The 21,778-nt window shown below is 69.5% G+C and carries 19 protein-coding genes, 1 tRNA gene, 1 pseudogene and 1 riboswitch; of the genes and pseudogenes, 7 read left to right on the top strand and 14 right to left on the bottom strand.

What is annotated here, in order from left to right; translation table 11 throughout:
* Positions 1-304: 304 nt before the first annotated feature.
* A protein-coding gene (locus MTDSW087_RS26290) for an IS3-like element ISMex1 family transposase (RefSeq protein WP_144768177.1) occupies positions 305-1,416 on the top strand; the annotation gives its coding sequence in 2 pieces (ribosomal slippage) (positions 305-554 and positions 554-1,416; 1,113 coding nt in all).
* A gap of 194 nt (positions 1,417-1,610) precedes the next feature.
* On the opposite strand, the pseudogene MTDSW087_RS26285 reads toward MTDSW087_RS26290, so the two are convergent.
* The 9 genes and pseudogenes from MTDSW087_RS26285 to MTDSW087_RS26245 form a co-directional block, all read right to left on the bottom strand.
* A pseudogene (locus MTDSW087_RS26285) lies at positions 1,611-1,850 on the bottom strand (transposase family protein); the annotation flags it as partial.
* 89 nt (positions 1,851-1,939) lie between these two features.
* The gene (locus MTDSW087_RS26280) at positions 1,940-2,296 is read right to left on the bottom strand and encodes a hypothetical protein (RefSeq protein ID WP_131473097.1); all 357 of its coding nucleotides are present in this window, start codon (positions 2,294-2,296) and stop codon (positions 1,940-1,942) included.
* Positions 2,297-2,764: 468 nt separating this feature from the next.
* On the bottom strand, positions 2,765-3,037 hold the full coding sequence (locus MTDSW087_RS26275; protein ID WP_238179529.1) for an alpha/beta hydrolase: 273 nt from the start codon (positions 3,035-3,037) through the stop codon (positions 2,765-2,767).
* A 229-nt stretch (positions 3,038-3,266) separates the two neighbouring features.
* A riboswitch (cobalamin riboswitch) is annotated at positions 3,267-3,473 on the bottom strand.
* 1,404 nt (positions 3,474-4,877) lie between these two features.
* Complete coding sequence (locus MTDSW087_RS26270) at positions 4,878-6,872, bottom strand: hypothetical protein (protein ID WP_144768175.1); 1,995 nt, start codon at positions 6,870-6,872, stop codon at positions 4,878-4,880.
* 600 nt (positions 6,873-7,472) lie between these two features.
* Positions 7,473-7,838: a hypothetical protein gene (locus MTDSW087_RS26265; RefSeq protein WP_003606804.1), complete on the bottom strand. Its 366-nt coding sequence runs from the start codon at positions 7,836-7,838 to the stop codon at positions 7,473-7,475.
* A 2-nt stretch (positions 7,839-7,840) separates the two neighbouring features.
* Positions 7,841-8,659, bottom strand: a complete 819-nt coding sequence (locus MTDSW087_RS26260; RefSeq protein ID WP_003606803.1) for a metallophosphoesterase — start codon at positions 8,657-8,659, stop codon at positions 7,841-7,843.
* Between the two features lie 22 nt (positions 8,660-8,681).
* Entirely contained in the window at positions 8,682-9,020 is a 339-nt protein-coding gene (locus MTDSW087_RS31580) for a hypothetical protein (protein ID WP_003606802.1), read from the bottom strand.
* The gene (locus MTDSW087_RS26250) at positions 9,013-11,028 is read right to left on the bottom strand and encodes an AAA family ATPase (RefSeq protein ID WP_144768173.1); all 2,016 of its coding nucleotides are present in this window, start codon (positions 11,026-11,028) and stop codon (positions 9,013-9,015) included. The genes MTDSW087_RS31580 and MTDSW087_RS26250 overlap by 8 nt, the downstream gene beginning before the upstream one ends.
* A 108-nt stretch (positions 11,029-11,136) precedes the next feature.
* Positions 11,137-11,736 carry a hypothetical protein gene (locus MTDSW087_RS26245; RefSeq protein WP_003601494.1) on the bottom strand — a complete coding sequence of 200 codons (600 nt, stop codon included), beginning with the start codon at positions 11,734-11,736 and terminating at the stop codon, positions 11,137-11,139.
* Positions 11,737-12,064: 328 nt separating this feature from the next.
* Here MTDSW087_RS26245 and MTDSW087_RS26240 point away from each other — a divergent pair, with 328 nt between their 5' ends.
* The 3 genes from MTDSW087_RS26240 to MTDSW087_RS26230 are packed head-to-tail and all read left to right on the top strand — an operon-like array spanning position 12,065 to position 13,019.
* Positions 12,065-12,352, top strand: coding sequence for a hypothetical protein (locus MTDSW087_RS26240; RefSeq protein WP_003601495.1), 288 nt, complete (start codon positions 12,065-12,067; stop codon positions 12,350-12,352).
* Positions 12,345-12,707, top strand: a complete 363-nt coding sequence (locus MTDSW087_RS26235) for a hypothetical protein (RefSeq protein WP_003601496.1) — start codon at positions 12,345-12,347, stop codon at positions 12,705-12,707. The genes MTDSW087_RS26240 and MTDSW087_RS26235 overlap by 8 nt, the downstream gene beginning before the upstream one ends.
* A gap of 12 nt (positions 12,708-12,719) precedes the next feature.
* Positions 12,720-13,019 carry a hypothetical protein gene (locus tag MTDSW087_RS26230; protein ID WP_003601498.1) on the top strand — a complete coding sequence of 100 codons (300 nt, stop codon included), beginning with the start codon at positions 12,720-12,722 and terminating at the stop codon, positions 13,017-13,019.
* Positions 13,020-13,338: 319 nt separating this feature from the next.
* Here MTDSW087_RS26230 and MTDSW087_RS26225 read toward each other — a convergent pair.
* Both MTDSW087_RS26225 and MTDSW087_RS26220 read right to left on the bottom strand, forming a co-directional pair.
* Positions 13,339-13,414, bottom strand: a tRNA-Lys gene (locus MTDSW087_RS26225).
* A gap of 106 nt (positions 13,415-13,520) precedes the next feature.
* Positions 13,521-15,086 (bottom strand): 2-isopropylmalate synthase, encoded by a 1,566-nt coding sequence (locus MTDSW087_RS26220; RefSeq protein ID WP_144768171.1) that lies wholly within the window; start codon positions 15,084-15,086, stop codon positions 13,521-13,523.
* Positions 15,087-15,613: 527 nt separating this feature from the next.
* On the opposite strand from MTDSW087_RS26220, the gene MTDSW087_RS26215 reads away from it, so the two are divergent.
* A complete protein-coding gene (locus MTDSW087_RS26215; protein ID WP_186384007.1) occupies positions 15,614-16,702 on the top strand; it encodes a class I SAM-dependent methyltransferase in 1,089 nt (362 codons plus the stop codon).
* On the opposite strand, the gene MTDSW087_RS26210 is transcribed toward MTDSW087_RS26215, so the two are convergent.
* Both MTDSW087_RS26210 and MTDSW087_RS26205 read right to left on the bottom strand, forming a co-directional pair.
* The gene (locus MTDSW087_RS26210; RefSeq protein WP_144768169.1) at positions 16,678-18,699 is read right to left on the bottom strand and encodes a putative bifunctional diguanylate cyclase/phosphodiesterase; all 2,022 of its coding nucleotides are present in this window, start codon (positions 18,697-18,699) and stop codon (positions 16,678-16,680) included. The genes MTDSW087_RS26215 and MTDSW087_RS26210 overlap by 25 nt on opposite strands.
* A 178-nt stretch (positions 18,700-18,877) precedes the next feature.
* Entirely contained in the window at positions 18,878-19,189 is a 312-nt protein-coding gene (locus tag MTDSW087_RS26205; protein ID WP_144768166.1) for a DUF6894 family protein, read from the bottom strand.
* Between the two features lie 280 nt (positions 19,190-19,469).
* Here MTDSW087_RS26205 and MTDSW087_RS26200 point away from each other — a divergent pair, with 280 nt between their 5' ends.
* The gene (locus MTDSW087_RS26200; RefSeq protein WP_144768164.1) at positions 19,470-21,092 is read left to right on the top strand and encodes an ABC transporter substrate-binding protein; all 1,623 of its coding nucleotides are present in this window, start codon (positions 19,470-19,472) and stop codon (positions 21,090-21,092) included.
* 63 nt (positions 21,093-21,155) lie between these two features.
* Positions 21,156-21,605, top strand: a complete 450-nt coding sequence (locus MTDSW087_RS26195; RefSeq protein ID WP_144768162.1) for a GNAT family N-acetyltransferase — start codon at positions 21,156-21,158, stop codon at positions 21,603-21,605.
* A gap of 40 nt (positions 21,606-21,645) precedes the next feature.
* On the opposite strand, the gene MTDSW087_RS26190 is transcribed toward MTDSW087_RS26195, so the two are convergent.
* Positions 21,646-21,778: Holliday junction DNA helicase RuvB C-terminal domain-containing protein (locus tag MTDSW087_RS26190; RefSeq protein WP_280525292.1), on the bottom strand; the 133-nt coding region annotated here is incomplete at its 5' end.

Below are 21,778 nucleotides of genomic sequence, written 5' to 3'. Positions count from 1 at the left end.
ATTTACTGATAAGGCGCCGTTGATGTGTCGCGACGTAACGGCACCATTGGTTCGCGGGAAATTTTTGAGCACATCAATTTGGCGCGTTATTCGGCCGTTCTGGCCCAGTCATTCAGAAAACCGCCGTGAATCGATCCCAGGATGGATTTACAGGAAGGAACCTTTCAGGTAGCAGAAGAAGGTTTAGGAAACTGAGATCACTTGGAAGGGTGCGATGTCGTCCGCCGTTGCGATGGACCGGATGACCTTGCCCCCTGGCCTGCCCTCATTCTGAAGCTAGGGTCCGTCGAGCAGGAGACGGACGATGAAGAAGAGCCGGTTTAGCGAAGAGCAGATCATCGGCATCCTGAAGGAGCAGCAGGCTGGGCTGCCGGTGGCTGAGATCTGTCGCCGCCACGGCATCAGCGACGCGACGTTCTACACGTGGCGCTCGCGCTTCGGCGGCATGGAGGTCTCGGACGCGCGGCGTCTGAAGGCGCTCGATGAGGAGAACCGCAAGCTCAAGAAGCTCCTGGCCGAGGCGATGCTCGACGTGGCCACGCTGCGTGAGGCGCTGGGAAAAAACTTCTGACGCCCGGCGCACGGAGAACGGCCGTGAGCTGGGCCATCGAGGAGAAAGGTTATTCGCAGCGTCGTGCCTGCGGGCTGATCGGCCTTGAGCCGAAGACGTACCGCTACGCCTCGACCCGTGGTGACGACGCGGCTGTGCGGGTGCGCCTGCGCGGCCTGGCCGTCGAGCGCCGCCGGTTCGGCTACCGGCGCCTGCTCATCCTACTGCGGCGGGAGGGCCTCGCTCTCAACCACAAGAAGCTCTTCCGGCTCTACCGAGAGGAGCGGCTGTCGGTGCGCAAGCGCGGAGGTCGCAAGCGAGCACTTGGCACGCGAGCGCCCGCCGCGGTGCCGCAGGAGCCGAACCAGCGCTGGAGCCTCGACTTCGTTTCCGACACGCTCGACGACGGTCGGCGCTTCCGCATCCTCGTCGTGGTCGATGACTGCACGCGGGAGTGCCTGGCGCTGGTGGTCGACACGTCGCGGTCCGGGCGGCGGGTCACGCGTGAACTCGACCGGATCATCAAGGGCCGGGGCAAGCCGCTGATGATCGTCTCGGACAACGGCACCGAGCTGACCTCGCACGCCATCCTGCGCTGGCAGGAGGAGCGTGCGGTCGAGTGGCATTACATCGCGCCCGGCAAGCCGCAGCAGAACGGTTTTGTCGAGAGCTTGAACGGGCGCTTGCGCGACGAGTGCCTGAACGAGCATCTGTTCCGGAGCCTGCCGGCGGCCCGGACCATCATCGAGGCGTGGCGGGTCGACTATAACACCTGCCGCCCCCACACGAGCCTCGGCGGGCTCACCCCGAACGCGTTTGCAACCCGGTCCCGACAGGACCAGAACCAGAACGGACTCTGGTTATGAACGGGGGCAAACAGGGGGCAAGGTCACAGGCTTTGGCGACGTCGATGGCTACGAGAACGCCGGCCGGCGGCGTAAGCTGCGGTCTGGTCATGGTCGATCCGTCTCCGGAATGAGGCTTCGAACACCGTCACTCTAGAGACCTGCTGATCGGCCATGACCGCCCAGTGCGGCGCGCTGCGCTCAGCATGGCTTCGCGCGCCGCCCCAGAATCGTCGTACGACAACCCGGAGCTCGACGCGCCGGCCGCCGAGCGGCAGGTCGGCGGCACGGCGCCGGTAGCGGCTTTGGATGCGACGCGAAGGCGTTCCACAATCTAGGCAGGTCGCCACCGCGGCTCCCGATCTCACGTCCAGACCGACCCGGTCGGCGTCGCTATCGAGATGATCGACGAAACCAGCGGGTACGAGGCTCGACGACCGGAAGCGGGGGCGTATGCTGCGGCTCCATCGTGGATGTCCGCAAACTCAACGCCGCTGGTACCAGCGAGAGTGAGTCAGAGCCCTTTTTCCACGCCGATTCTTACTTAGGCACATTCCGCCATATCACTATTCAATACAGAATCGCTATTATCGACTTCAACCTGCATAGTAGAGCTAGCGATGGCCTCAGAAAGCTGAGCCGACGTGGCATGGCTAAGCCACTTCCAGGCGGCTTGCGCTGCCGTCTCAAGACGATCAGCGAGATCTGAGGGGGCCCGGGTAGCGCGTATGTCCTCGATCAAGGCGTCAACCTTGCCGCGGATATAGTCAGTTCTTTTTTTGCTGCCATTCATATCCACAAGACCTGAGAGCTCGAATTCGAGAAGAAATCCCTTCATGCCGATGCTTTTGAATAAAATTTGCAGCTCACTTCGGGTAGTATGACGAAGCGACTTGTACATACAATGCGCGCTAACGGACAGAAGCACACACCGCAAGTTAACAAATGGATTGGGATTCCCGATGTGTATATACATTGATGCTAGACTTTCATTCCCTGTTGATAGGTTTAGCCTAAATGCTATTTCGATCCATACTTAGGCATAGCAGGGCCCGCGGAAGTGGCCAACCAACCTTGGCAAACGCACCCGCCAAAAAAGTTGCGGCACCGAATTTAAGCATCAACCTCTGCAAATTCCGGTGGTACTTCCGAGAGCCAGCATCAGTGACTGATTGCTGCCTAGGCTCTATTCTGAATTGCGTGAGACAACCCCTAAAATTTTTGCATGATTAGACGCCAGCGGCCGAACGGAGATGCGCTTGCTCATAAAGGATGGGTATCAAACTCGCCTAAATCGATAGCTTCAACCGCATCGAGAATGCTGTGCCCTGAGGTCATTGGTTGCTAACCTACTGCGCCATCACTGAGGCTATCGGCCGTCGTGGACGATTTGGACGAAGCGATAGACCGCTTCCTCGAACAGGTTGTTGAAGCCGTGGATGAATACGAGGGCTTGGCGCTGTGGCACCAGTTTGGCAGTGCGGCTGATCCAGGACATCGCCTGCGGGCGATCAAGCGTGTGCGCCTTCACCGTCACGAAGCCGGTCGCAGGATCGCCCGGTAGCTCTGCCGGCCATTGCACCGAGCCCGCCTTGCGGGTGGAGTCAGGCGGGATGGAGACCGCGATCTCGGCGAACGACACCTTCAGGCTCTGCAGCGAGGGCAAGCCGCGGTACGCAGCGCCCCGGTATCGGGGACCGTCCTGCGAAGGCGGACGGGCTAAGACTGACGGCCGGTGGGGCCATCAAACTCGGACGATCGGTCACCGATGCACTCAGGTTGTCGAGCAGCGGCCGAACGGGTGCCCTCGCGGGAACCAGCATGGTCAGCCGGGTCCGTTCCTGCGCTCCGCCGGGACACCCCGCCCGAGAGACGTGTCGTTGCCCAAGGCAGGTCTCCTGGCTCGCGGGTCAGCACCCCAGCCTGGTCTTCCCGGTGCGAGGCACCAGTGACCCGGACGGCAAGGGCTCGCCGCTCACAGTTGCGGGGGCAGCTTCGGCCTTGCTCCGGAGAGCCCACCGAATTCTCTCTTAGCCCGCGAACCGAAACCCCCGGGAACCTTGGCCCTGTGACCTTTGCTGATGGAGCCTATCTGGTCAATGCGCTGCGGTGCGAAATGTAATACTGTTGCACATCTTGTGTCCTAGGGAACACAGCGGTTGGTGTTGCTTGCGCCAGCGATCCGAATGCGGAGGAAGCGGTCCAGCGAGACTGACTGTGCGGTGTCTGGCCTTCTCGCCGAGCGGTCACCACGGCGGGCCCCCGTCGAGGAGGGCGATCCGGCGTGCGTCGCCGTCCGCCATGTCCGCGGGCTTGCGGTAGGTGACGGGGGACAGCACCGCCAACGCCGCCCAGGTCGACAGCACGTCCTCGGGCCGATCCCTTACCGGCGGAGGCGGCCTGCGCGAGCTTCGGTCCAGCCATGGCGGAGGCGATGAGGGCTTCGCCTCAGACTTCTGTTCGGGAGGCGGTTCCTTGGGGGAACTGGTCCGGGAAGGCTCTGGAGGCTTCGATTGTTGCGCTGGAGTTGGTGCGGGGCGCGGTGGTGTCTTGATCTTCTCGGCGCCTTCCAGGGCTGCAGTCACTTTTGCCTTGAGGCGCCCGGCTGGGTTCGTCGGGCGCTGGTCGAGCTCCGCCAGGAGGGTATTGAGAACCTTCCGGTCTCCCTCGGTGGTCGCGAAGATGCGCTCAAGCTCGACTATGCTGGCGCTGAGGTGGGGACGGGACATCGAAACTGACCAGGAATCCTAACGCCAAGTTTCCCGTCGTGGCGGCCCCTTGTCCAGGCATACCGTCCAGCCATGCAGCCTCAAGGCTGTGATGCTCGACCCCGGCGGGCCGCGAGCTCCGCAGCACCACGCTCGTCACGTAGAGGGGCGTCTTGGCGTAAAGGTCGAGGTCCGGCACCGGCATGGGATCCTCGAACGCCAGTCCGGGCGGGCCTCGATGGGGAGGGGTCGGTGCCGGGGGACGGACCTGCCTGGCCGGCTCCCATGGCCTCAGGTGGGGGCGGTGCCAACCGGTTCGCGACGGCCTGGTGGACGGCTTCGCGCTGCAAGGGAGCGCCACCGTTCGTACGCCCCTGCAGGTGCCCCAGGGCGCGCCGGAGCACGTCGTCGAGCCGGACGGTGGGGTGGAGCCCACCCGTCCCCGAGCCCGTCTGCAGGGCGTCTCGGAGGGCGTCGACGAGGGCCGCGTCGAGGGCACGCGGATCCGGCGCGCCCGCATCCCGCCGGGCCTGGCGCTCCGCACGCTTGCGGTCACGGTCGGCCTCGCGTCGGGCACGGGCGGAGACTGTCGGGGGATGGGGCATGGGCATGGCGGGAGGCGAAAGCATCATGGCCCCCGGATCCTGCCTACGGCCCTGGCAAGGGACTAGGGGGGCTGAAACGACAACGCCCGCCACGGGGTCACCGAGGCGGGCGAAGGTCGGTCGACAATGTGGTGCAAAGTGACCAGCAGAGATCTCTCGATCCCAGGCGTTAGTGTAGGCAGGTGTCAGGCGACGGACAAGGCAGGTAGAGGTAGGGATCTATACCGAGCACGGCGAGACGGGCGCGGAGCTTCGCCTCGTTCCTAGGCTTGAGGGGGGCGGAATGGTACATGCGCCCTTCCTCCATCTCGAACTGCAGTGTCGAGGCCGCGCACATCATGTCATCCCACGGCGAGCACCAGCCCTGCCTCTGGCCGTGTTCGCGCTCCGCCTCCAGGGTGCGGGCACGGCCAAACTCGTACAGGGCGAGGAGGCGCTGGATCGGGTCGTAGGGCGGCCAGGCCAGGGTCTGGGGTTGGGGCGCGGCCTTGGACTTGCGGCGGCTGGTGCGGGCCTCAGGGGCCTTGGCGGCGGGAGCGGCCGGTCCCGGTATCTTGGGCGGTGCGGGGCAGGCAGGGCTGGCGTAGCCACCCTTTAGATTACGTGCCGGAACTGAGACACCGTCCGTGACGGTCTCCTCCGACGGAATAATTTTGACCACCGCCTCGGCCGGGTGGGCATCGAGGGCGCGGTAAACGGTGGCGCGCGAGCAGTCGAGCAGGCGGGCGATCTCGGTCAGGGGCAGGTCCGTCGCGCCCTGGATCTCGCGGGCCAGCCGGGCGACCTCGGCGAGCGTGTGGGCGTGGTCGGCACGGGGCGTGGCACCCTCACGCTGGCGCCGGGCGGCCGACCGCTCGGTCGCGGTGCGGACAGGCGCATCGGGGCGGAGCAGGGTCAGGCCAAGCTCGTCGCAGAGGTCAGCGGGCAGATTCAGGTCGGCCCGGATCTTGGCCAGCTTCGGGGTGTAGAGAGGGGTGACGGCCCGGCCCTTGTGCATCCGCACCTCGCCGGCCTCGTGCTGGCGCAGGCGCTTGGCGACCGCCCCGAGGTAAGATCGAAGGTTCTCCTCCGTAAGCCTGTCGCCGATGACGAGGGGGGCGAGTTCGCGGGCCCAGGAATCTGCGTCGCCGCCCATGCTGGTCCGGGCCCGGGCGACGGCGACGTGGAAGCAAAGCAGGTCGCGCAGGCCGAGCCGGGCGAGACGGTCGGGACCGATGGCCAGGACGCGGAGGAGCTCGGCCTCGACGGCGCCCCACAGGCCGCGGGAATGCGTGCGCAGGCGCGGCGGCGCGACCGGCTTGCCCTCGGCCGCAGCCTGCGCCTCGCGGGCGGCCCGGCGGGCGTCGCGCTCCTCCCGGTACCGCGCGGTCTCGGATCGGCTGAACGGCATGACGGCGTCGGCGAGCGTGTCGAGGTCGTGGCGCTGCACGTCCCCCCAGCTCTCCGGCCAGAGGAGGCGGACGCGCTCCTCGGACTTCTCATTGATCGACCCGGCGACGCGGTGGACGCGTGCCATGTCGCCGACGGACCAATCGAGATCCATGCCCTGCCAGATGGCGGCGTTCGCGGCGGCCTTGGCCTTCACGCGCTCGACGTTGGCGGCGCCGGTTTGGACGGCCTCACCCCATAGGCAGCGGATGAGGCGGCGCACGCGAACCTGGACGCAGGTCTTGAGGGGGCGGCGGGACAGCCACACGCACCACAGGCCGCGGCCGCTGAACAGGATGTAGCTCGGCCTCGGGATCCCGGCGGCATCCATGCGGGACATCAGGATGCCGGAGATCTCCTGGGGCGGCATCCCGTGGAAGGGCGAGCCCGAGGAGATCTCGCAGTCCGCCCACATCAAGGCATTCACGCGCGCGAGGGCGTGGGCGCCGCGGCTCTCGTAGTGGCGCTGGAGCGAGACGTGGGAGGCCGCGTGCGCGGCCGGATCCTTGGCGAGCTCGCGGGTGCGGAGATGGACGCCCTCGTCGAACCGGCTGTCGACGATGACGGTCGCGTTGCCGCGGGCGCGGGGGGCGTGGAGGACGCGGAGGTGGGCCAGCTTGGCCTGGAGGGCGGTGCGCTCCTCCTGCTCGCGCAGCAGCGTCTCGACGTCGGCCCGGTCCATGAGGACGGACGGGACCGGCGGGACAGCGTAGGACTGGCGAGGGGTGAGGGGCATTGGTCCCTGCGGGTCGTCGCAGGGCACCACACCCGCGAACCAGAGCAGTGTGGGGCGCGTCGCGCCCTACCACAAGCGTGGCCGCTGGGCCGCGAGGGTCGGCGGTTAACGGCCCAAAACCTTCCCGCGCGAGACCCTGAAACACACCCCGTCCAGGCGCCTGGGTCGCCGCCACGCCATGCCGCGCGCGCCGCCCGGTAGGGGAAGGACAGGCGATGCGATCCTCACCCAGTGGTGGGCATCCAGGAGCCTCGAAAAAAGTTTGGACGATCTTTCGCGGCGGTGCAGTACGGGCTACGTTGGCCGTTGCATCCGTGCCTGAGTGGGGATCGCCCCCATTAAAATCATGTTGTTTTTCGGCGGCAAACCCGCATTATGTGGCTCTGGCACCACTGGGCCGCCCACCTCCGCGTGCAGGATCGTGAGGCAGAGCGCGCCAGCATCCAGCGTGAGCTCCGCCTCGGCTACCTGCTTCAGTAAAGCGAACCGAACGCCAGTTAGCTACCAACGGCCGGGGTGAGAGCCCCGGCCGTTGCCGTTTTAGCCCGAACTAAACGATCGCTTAGTTTTGCCGCCCCGCCCCGGAAACTAAGCGATCGTTTAGTCGCCCGTCCCGAGGTCGGCAGCCCCCGAGGCGCAGGCGGCCGTGTTGGCGGCGAGTTCGCCGTCCGGAAACAGAACCATGCGGCCCAACGGCGCCGCCTCGATCATCACCGTTCCCATCGACCGGACCGCGACCCCAGTCCCCGTGCGTGCCGACCACCGCCCTGTCCGGGTGTCGCGGGTCTCGCACCGGGCCCGCAAGCGCCACTCGCCGGGCGCCGCCCGCTCGAAATCGAGCCCCGTCGTTACGGTCACGGGACCGCGGCGCTCGACCGTCCCGGCGGACCAGCGGGCCTGATCCATGACGCCCGCGACGGCGGGAGGGGCCGCCACGAGGGCGACCGCGAGGATGAGGGCGCACATGCTCAGACCTCCACGATCAGGGCCGGATCCCAGGCCGGGTTCTCGACTTCCCGCGACGGCGCGCGGAGGCGGGATCCCGGGCTCTCGGTGATGTAGCCCCTCGGGTTCGCGACGACCCGGGTGCCGCCGACGACGTAGTCCCGGCACTCGTGGATGTGCCCGTGGATCCAGAGCGCCGGCGCCGTCGGCCCCTCCAGGATGGCGGACAGGTCCGAGGCGTAGGCGGCGTCCAGCGGCGTCTGCCACCCGCCGCCCCGCAGGCTCCGCTCGTGCGGGGCGTGGTGCGTGACGACGACCGTCGGGCCCGCGTACGGCTCCGCCAGCGCGGCCTCGATGCGGCGGCGCTGCTCCCGATGAAGGCCCCCGGAGACGCGCGGCAGGAACGCGCTGTAGTCGCCAGGCCCGCGCCTCCACTTGATCTTGCGCACGTCCCGCATCCCGCCGGCCCTGCCCGCGCCGTCGGACATGGCGCGGGCCTGCTGGTCGAGGCGGAGCGACCAGTCGGTCCAGAGCGTCGCGCCGACGAACCGGACCCCGGCGACCGTGGCGACCTCGCCCTCGATCAGGAGCGTGATCCCCGCGGCGGCCGCGAGCTCGCGCGCCTCGGCGACCTCACGCTGGTACGTCGTGCGCCACCAGTCATGGTTGCCCGGCACGTAGACAGCCGGGCCGCGCAGCACCCTCAGCCACGGCAGGACCCGGTCGCAGAGCCGCTCGCCCACGTCCCCGGCGATGACGGCGACGTCGTGCGGCGGCGGGTCCAGATCGAGGGGGCAGACGTCGAGATGCAGGTCCGACAGGACCCAGAGACGGGCGGTCATGGCGGGAATCCTCCGGCCGGCGCTAGAGGAGCGCCCAAGCCGTTCCGGTGCTTGTGAATACGATCAGCCTAGCAGCCAATACTTGATGAAACCCTGGGCGCGAGGTGAAATGGTCGGCGTGCCAGGGGCTGTAGCCGACCTCGAAGGCGCCTTCGGGGACGCCGTCGAAATCGGTTCGGGTGCCGCGCGCGACCGCATGGACTGACCGGACGCCAGTCCGGAGGCACGCCGCGCGACCGCCAGGCTGCACCACCAGCCGCACGTCCCGCAGCGCGATCTCCGAGACGCGCGCGACGACGCGGCCGCTCTCGCGGATGGACCAGCAGTCGCCGCGTCGGAGGTTGCGGTAGACGTCAGTCACAGCGGGGGAGCGGGGCGAAGCACAGCGCGACCGCCTCCGCCTCCAGCGCCATCCTCACGGCATCCGGGCGCGGGATCCGCCCGCGGGCATCGAGGACCATGATCCGCTCGACACGCAGCGTGGCCGCGATGCCGACGAGACCGCACACGCGCCGGGCCGTCCACGCCGCGCGGATGCGGTCGCGGATCTCGGCGAGGTTCTCAGACGCCATCGGCGTGCCCCCGGGCGGCGTCCTCGTCCGAGACGGCGAGGCACTCCTTGAGCGCCCGGTCGAGCCGGTGGACGTCGGACCACGTGAGCCCGTTCTCCCCGCGGTAGGCGCGGAGCGCGAGGTCCATGCCGATGGAGCACAAGTAGAGCCGGCGGGGGTGGCCAGGTCGGCGGCCGGGGCGGTGTTGTCCTGCTGCTGCATCTCATCCTCCCCGAAATCAGTGACGCGGGCCATGAGCGCGGCTGTCGAGGCAGACCGCCACGCATGCCGTGAGCTCCCGGAGTGAGCCGCCGCGCCAGAACGCTGCAGGCTCTCCATCTCGGCCGCGTCGAGGACGGCCTCGGACGGGTGCATGCCCCTCTCGCGGCAGAGCGCCTCCGCTATCTGAGGCGCCAGGGCCGCGAGGTGCTCCCGGCCGGGACGCGGCACGTGGATGATGCGGCAGCGGTCCCGGAGCGGGCCGGAGACGCGTGCGAGCTCGTTCGCCGTGATGACGTACGAGACCGGGCTGAGGTCGACCTCGCACTCCAGGTAGACGTCGTATAGCCGGCGCGCTGAGGTCGATTCGAGGTACGGCAGCAGCGTCGAAACGAGGCTTCCGTTGTGGTCCCCCGTCGCCGCCTTGTCCCCCTCGTCAATCACCACGAGCACGTTGGCGCGCCCCACCCGCCGGATGGCCTGCAGCGGGACGCTCGCGCGGCCCGTGTGGTAGGCCCGGGACGTGCCGCCGAACATCCCGTCCGCCACTCCGCCCGCGCCATAGAGCGTCGACGGCAGGCCCAGGATCTCGCCGAGCGCGAGCGCGGCGGACGTCTTCCCGGAGCCGGGTGGCCCGACGAGCAGCAGCGGCCGGACGCGGGCGTAGGGCGCCCCGACGAGATCGCCGGCGACGGCGTCGGCGAGGGCCGGTGCCCACGGCACGCGCCGCAGTAGGGCGGCGTGGACGGCCTGCGGGTCCGGCGCCGGCGTGACGGGCAGGACACGGTCGGCGACGTCACGGAACTCCGCCCGCAGGCCCGCCCGCGTGTCCGCGAGGTGCGTCAACGGCCCCGCCACCCGGACGCCGGCCGGGGGCGCCGCCTCGGCCTCTCCCAGGTCGAGGGGGTCGAAATCGGGGTCGCGCGGGTCCGCGCCCGTGTCGTCGCGGACCGGGCCCCTCCGGACCGCGCCCCGGAGGGCGGAGCGGCTCTCGCCCCGGTCTAGCGCCGCCCAGAACCGCGTGACCTCGGCCTCGGCGAGGAGCTCCTGGCCCGCTCGCTCGCGCAGGACGGCGCGGTGGACGGGCTGCTGGGGATCGTGCGTGCCGAGCAGGTTCTGATGCGCCACGTACGAGAGCTCGGTGCGCGTAAGCATCAGAGCCCATCGCTCGCAGTCGTCGAACGAGCCGCCCAGCGAGACGTCGGCCTCGTGCATTGCCCGCACGGCGCAGTCATAGTCACCGAGCCACGCGGCACTCAGCCGGCAGCGCGAGGCATGCTCCCGGCAGTCCTCGCGCACCGCCTTCGTGAGCCGGGTGTCGGCGGCGGCCTCGGCGAACGCCTCTGCCAGCGCGGCGGCGAGGGGCGCGGTGACGGTGCCCTCGTCGAGCGCGGCCAGGGCGTCGCGCAGGCCGCGGGGGAGCTCGTCCCGCCGGAGCGAGCGCGACCACGCCAGGAGGTCGGCCCCGGGGTGATTCCAGTACAGGGGCCAGCCGTCTAGGAGCTGGCGGAGGGTGGCGGGGAAGGTGACGGTGTCGGGGGGCGTGGACGCGTCGCGCTGCGCCCGGGCGCGCTGAGCGCGCCGGATCTCGTCGGTCATCGGATCCCTTTCCGGAGACGCCCCGTGTATCACCGCGGGCGTGCTATGAGGTCCTGCTCGCCGGCTTAGGCCGCACGTGACAGGCCCCCTTGGATACCGCGCGACTCGTTAAGATTTTGTCTCTAGCCCGAGGCGGATACGTCGAGCCAGGTCGGTCTCCTCGCGGATCTCCTCGACGAGGCCCTGGGCCGCGCGCAGGACGCCATGGAGCCGGCGGTCGAGGTCCTCGCGGTCGCTGTGCGAGAGCACGCCGGACCGGTGGTGCTCCTCATCGTCGCTGCCCATCTCGTCCCATACCGTTGCGACGGCGAGCAACTGGTACCCGACGGCGCGGGGGTGGTCGACGTACGCGGCGGACCCGAGCAGCTTCAAGACGGGCGTGGGCAGACCGAACTTGATGATCCGGTCGCGCTGGGCCGTGCGCTGCCCGAGCCGCGTCACGGCGACGAGGGGCGCGACCCACAGGTCGCCCCACAGCCTATTCGCCGCCGCCACGACCGCCCGCAACAGTGCCTCGGCGAGCACGGCATGCTCGACCGGCCGGCCGTCGACATAGGCCTGCCTGCCCTCGTACGAGAGGACCGCGCCCATCGTGGGGACGCGGCGGGTGAGCTTCGCCAGGCCGACCGACCCCACGCGGCCGACCGGTGTCCCTGGGATCCGGGGATCCTCGGGGACGGGGCAGAGCAGGATCTCCTCGATGTCCATCAGACCGTCCAGAGCGTAAAGTAGTGGACCACCACGAGGAGGCGGCCATGGTTAACACGGTCGCCGACGCCGGAGGCCGAATGGTTCGTATACGCGACATCGCGGGGATGGGGCGGTCCGGATGTCGCGTATAGAGGCCACTCTCGGAATCGCATGGTTAACGCGGTCGCCGACGTCGGCCGCCGGGCAACTCATATAGCTAGGGTCGGGCGCCCTAGGCCCCCGGATAACTCATTTACGAGTTCATCCAGACCCCTCACCGCCGTCAACATGGTTACCGCAACCGGCGGCAGGACCCCTGTTCCCGGCCCGCGCCGAGGGTAGCCTGATGGGCATGAAGAAGGCGCATCCCATCCGCTGCCGGGCGCTCGCCGCCCGCCGTGCCCGTCCCTACGACCCGTTCATCGACGGCGACATCCGCCCGAGGATCCCGGGGCTGCCCAGCTTCGAGCCGCTCGAACTCGTCGCGCTGCCAGCCGGGGAGGCCGCCACGCCGCCGGCGTCCGGGATGCAGTTCGACGCCGAGGGCAACCCGACCGCCTACGTCATCCCATTGGATCCGCCGGCCCGCACCCGCGACGCCGACCTTCCCGCCGTGGGGTCCTTCCATGGCTGAGATGACCTACGAGGAGTGCATCCGCGCCACCATGGCCCGCATGTGCGCCTCCCTCGACCTCTCCTGCGAGGAGGTGATGGCCGAGCGCGACCGTGACAAGCGCGAGCGCCTGCGGCGGATCTGGCGGGAGATGCAGGACCTCGCGAGCACGAGGGCGGCCGCCCTGTCGCCAGGCGCGGTGACCTACTCGGTGGGCAGCACGGACAAGAAGCTAGCCCGCGAGCTGGCGCGCCGGCTCGACAGCGGCCGCCCGTTCACCCCGCGTCAGTGCCAGGTCGCCGCCTACCTGGCATGGCGCTACCGCCGCCAGATCTCGGGGCGCATCGTTCCGGGCGGCCCAGTCGCGAAGCCGTAGGGGCCGCAACGCATGAAGACCTCGATGTACGACTTCTTCCTCTCGCGCGCCGACGGCGCCCACATCGCGGCGTGGCAGATCGGGGATCGGACGGTCTCGGAGGATGAGGCCCGGCGCCGGCTCTCCATCATCGAGCTCTCGTCGGAGGACTGGGTGAACCCGGAGGGGGGCGAGCCGGGGGACCGTGACGACCTCGACATGGAGACATTCGGCGCGCAGGCTTGGACCGCCGAGCGGGTGCTCTTCACCATCGGCACATACGAGGGCGGCATGTGGGTCTACGGCGCTCCGCGCCATCCCCGGACACGGTGACCTGACGGGCCCAAGCGGTTACGAATCGCTCGGCTTGAGAGACCCTGGCCGCGCGGTTCCCGTGCACGGCGGCCGCGCCCCGGCCGGGGGGCTTGCCGCGGCATGAGAGGGGTCCCCGGCGCGAACCGGGGCCCCTTCTGATTTCACACGAGCGAGGGAATGCCGGGGCCGGACGGGGGAATTCATCCGAGCGTCTGAACCTCAGGCGGCTGCCCCACCGGTGTAGCGCGTCCCCGCCCAAACCCCGCCCAAGGCCCGGAAACGACAAAGGCGCCCCGGGGGCGCCTTGCGGAAAAACGTTTATTCTGTGGGGGTTATTTGGTGGGCGCACTAGGGTTCGAACCTAGGACCCGCTGATTAAGAGTCAGCTGCTCTACCAACTGAGCTATGCGCCCGACCGCCTTTCGGCGATCTCTCGGGGCGGCCACCAAGTTCCGCCGCCGAGGTGGGGCCTGATAGCAAGCGATCCGGGGGCTGTCCACCCCCGGATCGCAGGTTTTCTCAGACGGTGGCGGGATCCTGCGCGTGCAGGCGGCGGGCGGAGGCCGCGAGCTTGTTCAGCGCGGAGAGATAGGCCTTCGCGGAGGCCACCAGCGTGTCGGGATCGGCGCCGCGCGCCGTCACGGTGCGCTCGCCGTCCTTCAGCCGCACCGAGACCTCGGCCTGCGCGTCCGTGCCCTCGGTCACCGCATGGACCTGGTAGAGCTCCAGCACCGCCTCGTGGGGCACGAGGGCGTGGATCGCGTTGAAGACCGCGTCCACCGGGCCGTTGCCGTCGGCCTCCTCGGTCAGCGTTCGGCCGTCCATGGCGAGCTTCAGCGTCGCGCGCTGGGGCCCGTGCGTGCCGGCGATCACCGAGAGCGAGACCAGGCGGATGCGGTCGTGTGCGGTGGCGAGGTTCTCGTCGACCAGCGCCTCGATATCCTCGTCGTAGACGTGCTTCTTGCGGTCAGCGAGGGCCTTGAAGCGCTCGAACACGTCCTGGAACTGGTTCTCGGACAAGTGCAAGCCGAGCTCGCCGAGCTTCGAGCGGAAGGCCGCTCGGCCGGAGTGCTTGCCCATCACCAGGGAGGTCTTGGTCAGTCCCACGGAGGCCGGGGTCATGATCTCGTAGGTCTCGGCGTGCTTCAGCATGCCGTCCTGATGGATGCCGCTCTCGTGCGCGAAGGCGTTGCGGCCGACGATCGCCTTGTTGAACTGCACCGGGAAGTTCGTGGCGTGGCTCACGAGCTTCGAGGCGCGGGTCAGCATCGTGCTCTCGATGCCGGTCTCGTAGGGCAGGGCGTCGGCGCGGGTGCGGATCGCCATCACGATCTCCTCCAGCGCCGCATTGCCGGCCCGCTCGCCGATGCCGTTGACGGTGCACTCCACCTGCCGCGCGCCGCCCTCGACGCCGGCCAGCGAGTTGGCGATCGCGAGGCCCAGGTCGTTGTGACAATGAACCGAGAAGATGGCCTTGTCTGAATTGGGCACGCGCTCGCGCACGGCCTCGAACATGGCGCGGTACTCGGCCGGCGTGGCGTAGCCGACCGTGTCGGGCAGGTTGATCGTGGTGGCGCCGGCCTTGATCGCCGCCTCGACGCAGCGGCACAGGTAGTCGATCCCGGTGCGGGTGGCGTCCATGGCCGACCATTCCACGTCCTCGACGAGGTAGCGGGCCTGGGCCACCGTCTTCAGGATGATCTCGACGACCTCGTCCTCGCTCTTGCGCATCTGGTAGGCGAGGTGGATCGGCGAGGTCGAGACGAAGGTGTGGATGCGGCCCCGCTGCGCGTGGCGCACGGCCTCGCCGGCCCGCGCGATGTCGGCGGGAATGGCGCGGGCGAGACCCGCGATCACCGCGCGCTTGGAGCGGCGCGCGATCTCGGAGACCGCCTCGAAATCGCCGATCGAGGCGATCGGGAAGCCGGCCTCGATGATGTCGACGCCCATCGTGTCGAGGAGTTCGGCCACCGCCAGTTTCTCGTCGAGCGTCATGGTCGCGCCGGGGCACTGCTCGCCGTCGCGCAGGGTGGTGTCGAAGATCAGCACGCGGTCGCGGGCGGAGGCGGGGGAAGTCGTGCTCATGGGATGACCCTGTCGCGGGAACGCCCGGCGCAGCCTGCGGCCGTGGCGGTTCTGGAAATGACGATGACGGCGATTCGCGATCCCCTGAGAGCCCAGGCGCGCGCCCGGACGGCCCTCAGGGGCGGGTAAGCGGCAGGCCGAGGAGGAGCGCGCGCGACCGTGCGGCCGCGAAGGCGGCGCTCTCGGTCACAGACGCTGAGCCGGCTCTGGCCAAGGCTCGTCACTCCGGGCGGGAAGCGGGCCGGTCGCCGGACCCGCATGTCATCGAGGGGGCTACCTATCCCCACCTCCGGCAAAATACAAGCGGACGGCCCCGTCTCCACGGCGGCCTGTCAAGAGGAAAACCGCCGGCCAAGCCCGCGCCGGCCGAGGCTGTGCACAAGTCGTGTCAACCGTGGAAAACCACCGACCCGAAGCGAACACCTGTAACGATCCCGTTAGGCTTTCGGTAACCTAAGATTCGGTGAGAACAAACACCCGTCTGAGGCACGGTTCACGTGTCCGGGGTGCGTCTTGGGAAATTTTGCATGCGTCCCCTGCCGACGCCTCAGCTCCGTGTGCGCAACGCGCGGCGGAGGATTTCTGGCGCTACCGGTGCGGCAACCGCGATTTCGCGCGTTCTGCCCGCCCCGTTACATCCCGAGATCTTACCGGACGTTCCGACGCCGCGTGTCCTCGCGCCCGACGAGATCCGGCTGCAGGCCGACATTGCTGCGATCCTCGACCGTGCCGCGGCCGGCGAGGCCGCTGCCCGCACCGGGGCCGCGATCGACGCCCTGCGCGCGATCCGCGAGGCCGCCGGGGAGGGGGCGTGGCCGGAGGTGGCGCTCGGCACGGTGCGCGCGCATCCGCTCGCCGAGTTGCTCTGGTCTTGCCCGCTCACCGCCCATGCCTATCGGCGGCCGCGGGGCTATCCGGGCGATGCCGGGCTGCTCGACCTGATCTATCGCCACCCCGATGCAGCGGAGGCGGTCGCGGCTGCGGGCGATATCGGCCGCGCGGTCTACGCCGTGACGCGGGATTCGGCGCCCTGCCGCTCCGTGCGCGAGCGCCGGGAGATCCTCGCCCGCACCATCGATCGCGTCGCCGAGGAGCGGCCGGGAGCGGAGATGCTGGCGGTCGCCTGCGGCCACTTGCGCGAGGCCGAGATCAGCGCGGCGCTGGGCGCGGGCCGCGTCGCCCGCTTCCTCGCCACCGATCAGGATGCGGAGAGCCTCCGGGTCGTCGCGGATCGGGCCCGCACCCTGCCGCCGGCCATCGCCTGCCGCCCGCGCAGCGTGCGCGACTTCATCGCGGCGCGCGAGGATCTCGGCCGCTTCGACCTGATCTACGCGGCCGGGCTCTACGACTATCTGGATGACCGGATCGCCGCGCGTCTCACCCGTCGGCTCTTCGCCCTGCTGAAGCCCGGGGGGCGCCTCGTGGTGGCGAATTTCCTGCCGGGGCTCGGCGAGCAGGGCTACATGGAAGCCTTCATGGACTGGTGGCTGATCTACCGGACGGAAGCGGCGATCCGCGGCTTCGCGGGCGAGATCTCGGAGAACGACATCCGCGCCGCGCGCTACTTCCCGGACGAGGCCGGATGCGTGGGCTATCTGGAACTGGAGCGGGCCTGACGCGAGGCCGGGTCGATCTCCTGGCCAGCACCTTGCCCGAGATGGGCCCGTAGCAGTTCGATCGGCATCGGCCGGCCGAGATGGAAGCCCTGGACGAGGTCGACGGGCAGCCCGGCCAGCCGGTCGAGATGGCCGAAATTCTCGACGCCCTCCACCAGGGTCCTGTGGCCGGCATTCCGCACGAGCCCGACCATGTCGCGCAGCATCAGGGCGCCCCGCTCCGTCGAGGCGGCGTGGAGGAAGGAGCGGTCGACCTTCACCACGTCGAAGGGGACGGCCTGGAGGCAGGAGAGGCCCGAGAAGCCGGTGCCGAAATCGTCGAGCCAGACCTGCACCCCGAGCTGCCGCAGCTCGGCGATCCCCTGCAGCACCTCCGGCCGGCTCTCGATCTCCAGGCCCTCGGTGACCTCCACCGCGAGGCGCGCCGGCTGCAGGCCGAGGCTGCCCAGCATCTCGGCGATGCCGAGTACGAAGCCGGGATTGCGGAACTGCACCGCCGAGACGTTGACGCTGATGCGCGGGGCGAGCCCCGGCACCAGCACCTCGCGGCAGGCGGTGCGGATCGCCCAGCGGCCGAGCTCGACGATGATCCCTGTGCGCTCGGCCACCGGGATGAAGGTGGCCGGGGAGATCGGCGCGCCGCCGGGCGCGGTGATGCGCATCAGGGTCTCGGCCGCCTCGATCCGGCCGGTGCGGGCGTCGAGGATCGGCTGGTAGACGAGGGAGACCCGCTCCTGCGCGAGCGCCGTGCGCACGAGGTCGGCCACGCTCTCGTGCAGGTCGAGCCGCTCGGGGTCGTGGCGGTCGAAGGCGCGCACGCAGTTCCGGTCGCTCGCCTTGGCGCGGTAGAGGGCGCGGTCGGCCTCCGTCACCAGCCGCTCGGCCTTGGCGCCGGGCAGGTCCGAGCTGAACACGGCGCCGACGCTTGCCGTCACCGCCCGGATCCGGTCGGGTCGCTGGGCGTGTTCGAGGCCGAGATCCTCGACCACGCGGCGCACCTCCTCGGCGACCCCGATGGTCTGGTCGCGGCTGCCCGAGCGGACGAGCACGATGAACTCCTCGCCGCCGAACCGGCCGATCGAGCCGCCGTGCCGGCTGCTCGCGGCCTCCATCGCCCGGGCGACCGCCGTCAGGCAGGCATCGCCGGCCTGATGGCCGTAGAAGTCGTTGTAGCGCTTGAAGTAGTCGATATCGATCAGGATCACGCCGAACGGCGCGCCGCCCGCCTGCCAGGCCTCCCAGGTGATGCGCAGCTCCTCGTCGATCGCCCGGCGGTTCGGCAGGCCCGTCATGGCGTCGGTGGTGGAGAGCCGCAGCAGGTCGGCGCCGCGCTCGGCGACCTTCTGCTGCTGGATCTCGGCCCGCACCGCGTTGAGGAAGACCCGGTAGCGCTCGCGGTTGAGCTTCCAGTTCACGAACAGGGTCAGGAGGTAGGTGGCGAGGTAGAGCGTGCCGACCACGACCGTATAGGTGGTGCCGACCGGGAACAGGGTGGCGAGCGCCAGGAAGAAGCCCGCCAGGATCGCTCCCGAAGTCGCGGCGGCGAGCCTGAAGCCGAAATTGAAGAACAGGTTCGAGACCATCATGAAGATGATCCCGTAGATGATGTAGTACGACGCGCTGAGATGGTGGGCGCTGAAGCTCGTCAGGCATAGCCACGCCGCGTAGGCGGCGACCACGCCCGCGGCGCATTGCTTGTCGATCCGCGACAGGGGCTGCCCCCTTCGGATCTGCGCGTCGAGGCCGAAGACGAAGGCCACCCAGATGCCGAAGCGGGCGACGCTGGTATAGGCCAGGACGTCGGGGATCAGCAGCGCGTCGGTCGCCGTGAAGATCAGGTAGAGCAGGCCCGCGACCCAGACCGCGGCGCGGTAATCCTGCCGCTCCTGCGCGGAATCGCGGCGCGCACACAGAAGCCGGCCGAGACTCTGCGACCGCCGCTCGTGCCAGCCCTTTGCCAGTTCGCCGTCTATCAGATCGGCAATTTCCGGTTGCATGGTTCGGTCCACGTACCGAACCACATGGCCGCCGTCCCCCTTACGAAACTATGAACCGGCCGATCTCCCCTGTGCGTAAGCGCGCGCCGGCCCCGTCCGCAGGAGGCGGAAGCGGCCGCCCGACACAGTCCACAGTTGTGGAGCGCGGCTCTGGGCGGCCCGAGAACGGTCGCGCGCCTCAGTGGACGACCGGGCGGCTCCGTCCGCCGCGGGGCGCGCGGGCCGGGTTGCGCGGCCGTTTGCGGGCGAGCGGCCGGTCGGGCTCCAGCTCGGAGAACGGGACCTCGAAGAGCGGGCGGTGCTCGGCATCGGCGACCGAGAACCGGTAGCGCGTGAGCTGCGGGTTGCGCGCGCAATCGCCGTGCGAGGTGAAGCCGGCGCCGTGCCGGGCCGTGTCGAGGGCGGCCTGATCGTCCGCGCAGTCGAGCCCTTCATAGTCGAGGCAGACGAGCCCGGACCCGGATTGAACGTCGAAGAAGTACCGCGGCATCGCGTCCTCCGTTCCCGCCCCCGGCCGCGCCGGAACTCTGAGGGCCCGGTCGCGTCCCTGCCAGTGTGCGCGCGGCCGGCCGCGCTGTCACGCGGCAGCGCGGCATGGGCGGGCGGCCGGTCCTCCACCTGGAAGCCGTGTTCGGGGCCTGCGGCGGACGCCCGGAAAGGCGCGTGGGCGCTGGCCTGTACATTGCATGCCATCGTCCAGGCCTCACGCATCCGTGAGGTCGCCTCCGGCCTTTCGCGCCGCACGCCCCATGCCTGTTGAGAGAGTTCCGATGGACCGCACCCCGCTGACCCGCCGCACGCTGCTGGCCGGAGGCGCCGCGCTCGCCGCCCTCGGCCCGACCGGCAGCCTGCTCGCGCAGACGGGCCGTCCGAGCGGCAGCCTGACCTACGGCATCTCGATGACCGACCTGCCGCTCACCACCGGCCAGCCGGACCGGGGCGCGGGCGGCTACCAGTTCACCGGGCTCACCCTCTACGATCCGCTGGTGGCCTGGGAGCTCGACGTGGCCGACCGTCCCGGCAAGATGGTGCCGGGGTTGGCGACGAGCTGGGAGAGCGACCCGGCCGACCGCAAGAACTGGATCTTCAAGCTCCGCGAGGGCGTGACCTTCCACGACGGCTCGGCCTTCGACGCCGACGCGGTGATCTGGAACTTCGACAAGGTGCTGAACAAGGAGGCGCCGCATTTCGACCAGCGCCAGGCGGCGCAGGTGCGCCCGCGCCTGCCGGGCGTCGCCGCCTACAAGAAGCTCGACGCGTCGACGGTGCAGGTGACGACGAAGAGCGTCGACAGCCTGTTCCCCTACCAGATGCTGTGGTTCCTGATCTCCTCGCCGGCGCAGTTCGAGAAGGTCGGGCGCGACTGGTCGAAATTCGCCTTCGCCCCGTCCGGCACCGGCCCCTACAAGCTCGCCGGCCTGACCCCGCGGGTGCGCGCCGAGTTCGTGCCGAACGAGGCCTACTGGAACCCCAAGCGCATGCCGAGGCTCGCCAAGCTGACGCTCTCCTGCGTGCCCGAGGATCTCGCCCGGGTGAACGCGCTGCTCTCCGGCAATCTCGACCTGATCGAGCTGCCCGCGCCGGACGCGGTGCCGCGCCTCAAGGCCGCGGGCATGCGCATCGTCGGCAACGACACGCCGCATGTCTGGAACTACCACCTCTCCATGGCCGAGGGCTCGCCCTGGCGGGACCTGCGCCTGCGCAAGGCCGCCAACCTCGCCGTCGACCGCGAGGGCGTGGTGCAGCTCATGGGCGGGCTCGCCGCCCCGGCGGTCGGGCAGGTCCAGCCGTCGAGCCCGTGGTTCGGCAAGCCGAGCTTCCAGATCAAGACCGACATGGATGCGGCCCGCAAGCTCGTGACGGAGGCCGGCTACTCGGTCCAGAACCCGCTCAAGACCAAGTTCATCATCCCGACCGGCGGCACCGGGCAGATGCTCTCCCTGCCGATCAACGAGTTCATCCAGCAGAGCTGGGCCGAAATCGGCATCCAGGTCGAGTTCCGCACCGTGGAGCTGGAGGTGGCCTACACCGCCTGGCGCCAGGGCGCGACCGACCCGAGCCTGAAGGACGTGACCGGCGGCAACATCGCCTACGTCACCTCCGACCCGTTCTACGCGATGCTGCGCTTCTACGATTCCCGCCAGATCGCGCCGAACGGCGTGAACTGGAGCCATTACCGCAACGCGGAGGTCGACGCGCTCTGCGACAAGATCCGCAACAGCCTCGACACGGCCGAGCAGGACAAGCTCCTCGCCCGCATGCACGAGATCGTGGTGGACGAGGCGGTGCAGGTCTGGGTGGTGCACGATACCAACCCGCACGCCCTCTCGCCGCGGGTGAAGGGCTATACCCAGGCCCAGCACTGGTTCCAGGACCTGACGACCCTGGCCTGAGGGACTTGACCGGCCCCAAGGCCGGCCGCACCTCGCGAGGAGGGCGGCGCGACGGGGCCGGATGTGGGACAGCGTTACGGGCTTGAGATCCGCGCCGCGACCGGTGCCGACGCGGCCGGCCTCGCCGAACTCCTGGCGGCGGCCGGCCGGCCCATCGATCCGCACCGGCTGGCCGAGCGCCTGGAGTCGCTGCGGCAGGAGGGCGGCAGCGCGCTGATCGCGCTCGCCTGGGGACCGCCGAGCGGGCTCGTCGCCTTCCACCGGCACCGGGTTCTCGATGCGGATCTCGCGGTGGCGCGGATCGACGCGCTCCTCGTCGGCCCGGAGGAGCGCCGCCGCGGCATCGGCCGCCTGCTCCTGAAGGCGGCTTCCCAGGCGGCCCGCGTCGCCGGATGCGGCACGCTGCACATGGATGTCGGGCCCGATCAGGCGGATCTGCACGCCTTCTGCGCCGCGACCGGCTTCACCCCCGGCGCCACGGTCTTCGAGCGTCCGTTGCGCAAGCGGAGCTGAGGACGGCCTGTGGACGGCGCCTGTGGAAACCGTGGACGGTTCAGGCATCCTCCGCCTCGCGGGCGGCCACGTCCTCCCGCCGCGGCGGGGTGAGGCCCATGTGGCGGAAGGCGTGGGCGGTGAGGAGGCGGCCGCGTGGCGTGCGCTGCACGAAGCCCTGCTGGATCAGGTAG

The organism is Methylobacterium dankookense, assembly GCF_902141855.1.
GTDB lineage: Bacteria > Pseudomonadota > Alphaproteobacteria > Rhizobiales > Beijerinckiaceae > Methylobacterium > Methylobacterium dankookense.
This window is presented reverse-complemented; position numbering and strand designations above follow the sequence as displayed.

Bases quoted from the DNA above. Each gene is read 5' to 3' on its own strand.
- MTDSW087_RS26280 (WP_131473097.1), bottom strand. From the start codon at position 2,296: ATGTACAAGTCGCTTCGTCATACTACCCGAAGTGAGCTGCAAATTTTA.
- MTDSW087_RS26270 (WP_144768175.1), bottom strand. From the start codon at position 6,872: ATGCCCCTCACCCCTCGCCAGTCCTACGCTGTCCCGCCGGTCCCGTCC.
- MTDSW087_RS26265 (WP_003606804.1), bottom strand. From the start codon at position 7,838: ATGTGCGCCCTCATCCTCGCGGTCGCCCTCGTGGCGGCCCCTCCCGCC.
- MTDSW087_RS26260 (WP_003606803.1), bottom strand. From the start codon at position 8,659: ATGACCGCCCGTCTCTGGGTCCTGTCGGACCTGCATCTCGACGTCTGC.
- MTDSW087_RS26250 (WP_144768173.1), bottom strand. From the start codon at position 11,028: ATGACCGACGAGATCCGGCGCGCTCAGCGCGCCCGGGCGCAGCGCGAC.
- MTDSW087_RS26245 (WP_003601494.1), bottom strand. From the start codon at position 11,736: ATGGACATCGAGGAGATCCTGCTCTGCCCCGTCCCCGAGGATCCCCGG.
- MTDSW087_RS26240 (WP_003601495.1), top strand. From the start codon at position 12,065: ATGGGCATGAAGAAGGCGCATCCCATCCGCTGCCGGGCGCTCGCCGCC.
- MTDSW087_RS26235 (WP_003601496.1), top strand. From the start codon at position 12,345: ATGGCTGAGATGACCTACGAGGAGTGCATCCGCGCCACCATGGCCCGC.
- MTDSW087_RS26230 (WP_003601498.1), top strand. From the start codon at position 12,720: ATGAAGACCTCGATGTACGACTTCTTCCTCTCGCGCGCCGACGGCGCC.
- MTDSW087_RS26220 (WP_144768171.1), bottom strand. From the start codon at position 15,086: ATGAGCACGACTTCCCCCGCCTCCGCCCGCGACCGCGTGCTGATCTTC.
- MTDSW087_RS26215 (WP_186384007.1), top strand. From the start codon at position 15,614: ATGCGTCCCCTGCCGACGCCTCAGCTCCGTGTGCGCAACGCGCGGCGG.
- MTDSW087_RS26210 (WP_144768169.1), bottom strand. From the start codon at position 18,699: ATGCAACCGGAAATTGCCGATCTGATAGACGGCGAACTGGCAAAGGGC.
- MTDSW087_RS26205 (WP_144768166.1), bottom strand. From the start codon at position 19,189: ATGCCGCGGTACTTCTTCGACGTTCAATCCGGGTCCGGGCTCGTCTGC.
- MTDSW087_RS26200 (WP_144768164.1), top strand. From the start codon at position 19,470: ATGGACCGCACCCCGCTGACCCGCCGCACGCTGCTGGCCGGAGGCGCC.